The sequence below is a fragment of the Paenibacillus sp. P22 genome (genome assembly GCF_000469945.2).
Classification (GTDB): domain Bacteria; phylum Bacillota; class Bacilli; order Paenibacillales; family Paenibacillaceae; genus Paenibacillus_O; species Paenibacillus_O humicus.
In genome coordinates this window covers 1-4443 of the sequence record NZ_CBRA020000100.1, presented here as the reverse complement: position 1 = coordinate 4443, position 4443 = coordinate 1, and the positions used below count along the sequence as shown (strand labels likewise).

Here is a 4443-nt window from a genome sequence, read left to right as displayed (position 1 = left end):
GCCCCAGCCGCGCCGCGAGCCGCGCCGTGCCTGCCCGGAGCGTTGCCCTGCTCTGCGCATCCATAAGAGAATAAGTTCCCGCCGCTTCGCTTTTGAGCATCGCATCGGCCATGCTGAGATCTTCCAGCTCTTTCTCCCAGGAAGTCCGCTCGGCCGCTCTCAGGCTGCCGATCAGACGTCCGGCCTCGCTTTGATACCGGGCTTGAAGCCTCGCTTCGTAAGCGTTCAGCCTGGCCAGGCTTTCCGTTCCGTTGTCCAGGCGCAGCAGCAGCCAGCGCCTCACATCCTCGGAATCGTCCGCCCATTCCCGCAGCCTCGAGGTCAGATGGGCCACGACCGCTCCCGAGAGCATGATGTCCCTTCCAGCTCTGTCGAGCGCCTCCGCCAGAGGGAGCGCTTGCGGCCCTCTGCCGCCGGCCAGCGCCTGCTTCAGGATGCGTTCCGCGCCCATGCAGGCATCATGCCGCTGGCGCACCTCCCTGAACACTTCCGCAAGACGCCTGAAGAGGCATGTCTTCAGAGCGAGCGGCAGCGACCACGTCTCCGCGATCGTAAGCACGGCAACCTCCTGATAAGCCTGGATGAAGGCGACAAACGAATTCCGGTCGTAGCTTCCTCCCGAAGCGTCCAAATACCCGTCGCAGACGGCTTCCACCCGGGCATGGCCCGAACGCCGCAAATAAGGAAGGCCGGCAAGTCCTCCGTGCCTCAGCTCCATCGAAGCATGATAGCCCTGCTCCTCGATGAATTCCGAATGGTCCAGCAGCCATTCGGCGGCAGGCTGCGAGCAGCCGCAGTCGTCCGCGCGCAGCTCCTCGGCAAATTCCTGCAGCTGCCTGAGCTGGGCGGCAAGCGCCTTCCTTTGCCGGGAGGCCTTTCTTCCTCTAGCCGTATCGTGAGTCAGGGCGAGCTGTCTAGCTGCCTGTATATAGGATTCCGTAGTCGTCATGAGTCCCCCTGGGTCGCTTAGCTTAGTCTGTCGGCGCCGGAGTACGCTCCGCTATGCGCTTATCCACCTCAACTAAATATTCCCAAAGGGGCCGTATTTTATGACCTTCTCCTCCGATTCCCCTGCGCCTGCCTTCTTCCCGGACCGCTGCAGCCCCATAAAAAAAGATCCGGCGGCTACCGGATCTCGGACGGGCTCCTGCCCGTGTACTGCTTGAACTGCCTGCTGAAGAAAAAGATGTCCCGGTAACCAAGCGCGTCTGCGACCTCCGTCACATTGAGCCCTCCGTGCATGAGCAGATGCTGGGCCCGCTCGATGCGCGTCCGAATCATGTACGTCTGGACCGGAGTTCCGATGATTTCCTTGAACTTGATCGAGAAATACCGCGGAGACAAGCCGGCTCGTCCGGCCAGATCCTCCACCCGATGGGAGATGCCCGGATTCTGGCGGATGTAGTTGGCGATTTCCTGGATCGCTTCCGTCAGCTGGTTGCTCGCCTTGCGCTCCAGGACCGGCTGCCTGTCCGCGCGCAGCAGGTGGATCATCATCTGCTTCAGGATGAGCTGCGCTTCTTCCTCCGCTGCAAAGGTCCTCACCAGGAAGAGGCGGACATAACGGGAGAGCATGTTCTCGAATTCCACCGTCTCCTCCAGCTCGCGGTAGCGTGCCGGAATATCGAGCGGTTCTCCTTCAATGGCAAAGTGGATATAAGTCAGCACAAGCGGCCGCTGCGGATTGTGGACGGCGCTGGTGTAGTCTCCGGGGCGGAACAGAAAGCAGCTTCCCGGTCCGACGGGATAGGGCTCTCCATTAAGCGTAAGCTCCCCTTCTCCGCTCCAGACATAAAACAGGTCGAAATTGGCCATCGGCTTCTCCCTGCGCGGCCACTTCCAGCCCGGCTCGCAGACGATCTTGGCGAATGACGGCAACAGCTTGAACGATGAGGGCGGTACTTGCAGCATTCGGCCTCGGATGCTCCTCTTGGGCGGGATTAGATTGAAGGAAAGACCGCCGCCATGGCGCGGATCAACCTAATCAGCCTTGTTTTTCGCCATCATACCCCAGCATCGAGGGGACGTGCAAGCTTCATAAAAAATGTCCGAACCCTCCCTCCGCCGCGCAAATAATGATATAATAGCACCCGAAGAAAGCATGCGCATGACCGGCATTCCACTCGCGGCCCTTCGGGACGGCAACAGGGACGGTCGCGCAGGCAGCGAGCAGTTGATGCATCAGCCCGCCGGGACCCTCAAGCGGCCCGGACACATCGACCCCCGGAAGGACGGAATCGGAATCATGAATCCACTTGCCCAGCAGTTGAACACCGCGCTGGAAAAAGGCAATGCCCATGTGTACGCCATGTTGTCAGGCCTGGGACGCAAGCTTTATTTTCCGAAGGAAGGCATTCTCAGCCAGTCCGCCGAGGCCAAGGCCAAAGCCACGAAGTTCAACGCCACGATCGGAATCGCAACGGAAGGCGGAGCTCCGATGCACCTGAAGGCTATCCAGGAAACGCTGTCGGCCTATGAGCCGAAGGATCTGTACGAATACGCTCCTCCTGCCGGCAAGCCGGAGCTGCGGGCCGCATGGCGCGAGAAGATGATCAAGGACAATCCGTCCCTCGCCTCCAAGCCGTTCGGCAATCCCGTCGCGACCAACGCTCTCACTCATGGCCTGAGCATCGTGGCCGATCTGTTCGCCGATGCCGGGGATGCGGTCATCATACCGGATAAAAACTGGGAGAACTACGAGCTCACCTTCGGCATCCGCCGCGGAGCCGAAATCGTGGAATACCCGCTCTACACCGCCGAAGGACGCTTCAATGCCGACGGCCTGCGCGAGGCGCTGCTCGCCCAGCGGGACAAAGGCAAGGCGATCGTCATCCTGAACTTCCCGAACAATCCGACCGGCTACACTCCCGGCCCGGATGAATGCCGGGAAATCGTCGCCGCCCTCAAGGCGGCCGCCGACGAAGGCATCCTCGTCGTTGCCGTTACGGACGACGCCTACTTCGGCCTGTTCTTCGAGGATTCCGTCCATGAATCGCTGTTCGGCAGCCTCGCCGGAATCCATGAGCGCATCCTGCCCGTCAAGGTGGACGGCGCCACCAAGGAAGAATACGTCTGGGGATTCCGGGTGGGCTTCATCACCTACGCCTCGGATTCCCCCGAGGTTCTGGCCGCGCTGGAGCAGAAGACGATGGGCATCATCCGCGCGACGATCTCCAGCGGCCCGCATCCGTCGCAGACCTTTGTGCTCCGTGCTCTGCGCTCCCCTGATTTCGAAGCCCAGAGAGCGGAGAAATACGCCATTATGAAGGGACGCGCCAACCGCGTCAAGCAGCTGCTGGACAGCGGCCGCTACGACGGCGACTGGACGTATTATCCGTTCAATTCCGGTTATTTCATGTGCCTGCGCCTCATCGGCGTCGGTGCGGAAGAGGTGCGCCAGCGTCTCCTGGACGAATACGGAGTCGGCACGATCGCTCTCGGAGAGACCGATCTGAGGGTTGCATTCAGCTGCACCGAGGAGTCCAGCCTTGAGGAGCTGTTCAACCTGATTCATCAGGCGGTACGCGACTTGAAGACGAACGGATTCCAATAAGAAACAGGCATGCCAAGCCATCTCGAGATGGTCCGGCATGCCTGTTTTTTTTGTAGTTCCCGGCATGATCGCGGCGAGCCTTCCGCGAGACGAAAAAGCCGCATTCCGGATGGACGGAATGCGGCTGGAGGTCAATCGTCGCCATCGTCTGCAAGCACGCGCTTCGTCAGCCGGCGGGGACGCAGCAGCAGGATGTACCCGGCCCCGGCAGCGGCGGCCGCTGCTGCGGCCAGCGGCTTGCCCTGCAGCAGCAGAGGCAGGCTGCCGGCGAGCCAGAGCAGCAGCAGGATGATCAGCAGCGCGAGCCTGTCCACTTGGATAAGCGAGTGCAGACGCTGCTTCTCCGGCAGAGGATACACATGGCGCCATACCGTGTATTGATGCCACGAACCGAGAGAAGAGGTCTGAAGGCCGGCGATCAGCAGGAACAGCAGCTGCGCGGCAGCCGTTCCCCAGCCACCTAGCCAGGCGCTTCGCCAAGCCAGTAGCAGCACAGCATGCCGAGCAGCGTCAGGCGCAGCAGCATGCCACCGAGCTCCGTGCGGGCCATGCTGAGACTGTACAAGTACGTATAGGTGCTCTGTCTGCGCAGCGGCACGAGCTTGGACAGCCAGCTCAGATAAGGCCGGGAGCTGACCGCCGAGCCGAGCGCAGGCACATCCGTGAACCAGCCGAAAAACCGGTAATAGCGGATTATCGTCCGGCCTTCCTCGCGAATCAGCGTTTCCCATGGGAATCTCTGGCGGGCCGCCAGCCGAGAAGCCGCCCACCAGAGAGCTCCGGAGACAGCCGTGAAGGCCGCGGCCTTCCAAGGAAGGAAGGCGAGCCAGGCGGCGGCCGCCCAAGCGGTCAGAAACCAGCGCAGCAGCCGCAGCGCCCAGCGGGCCGAC

Annotated in this window: 4 protein-coding genes and 1 pseudogene; 1 reads left to right on the top strand and 4 read right to left on the bottom strand. The window is 61.6% G+C overall.

The genetic code is table 11. The annotated features are described in order from the left end of the window. Together BN871_RS14840 and BN871_RS14835 are read right to left on the bottom strand one after the other, a co-directional pair. Nucleotides 1-949, bottom strand: a pseudogene (locus BN871_RS14840) (glycosyl transferase family 36); the annotation flags it as partial. A gap of 176 nt (nt 950-1125) precedes the next feature. After that, complete coding sequence (locus BN871_RS14835) at nt 1126-1911, bottom strand: AraC family transcriptional regulator (protein ID WP_048746969.1); 786 nt, start codon at nt 1909-1911, stop codon at nt 1126-1128. 334 nt (nt 1912-2245) lie between these two features. On the opposite strand from BN871_RS14835, the gene BN871_RS14830 reads away from it, so the two are divergent. Beyond that, nucleotides 2246-3553, top strand: a complete 1308-nt coding sequence (locus tag BN871_RS14830; protein ID WP_048746971.1) for an aminotransferase class I/II-fold pyridoxal phosphate-dependent enzyme — start codon at nt 2246-2248, stop codon at nt 3551-3553. A gap of 131 nt (nt 3554-3684) precedes the next feature. Here BN871_RS14830 and BN871_RS14825 read toward each other — a convergent pair whose 3' ends face one another. After that, nucleotides 3685-4047: an ABC transporter permease gene (locus tag BN871_RS14825; RefSeq protein WP_048746968.1), complete on the bottom strand. Its 363-nt coding sequence runs from the start codon at nt 4045-4047 to the stop codon at nt 3685-3687. After that, on the bottom strand, nt 4014-4443 hold a 430-nt coding region (locus tag BN871_RS14820), incomplete at its 5' end, for an ABC transporter permease (protein WP_048746966.1). The genes BN871_RS14825 and BN871_RS14820, both read right to left, overlap by 34 nt.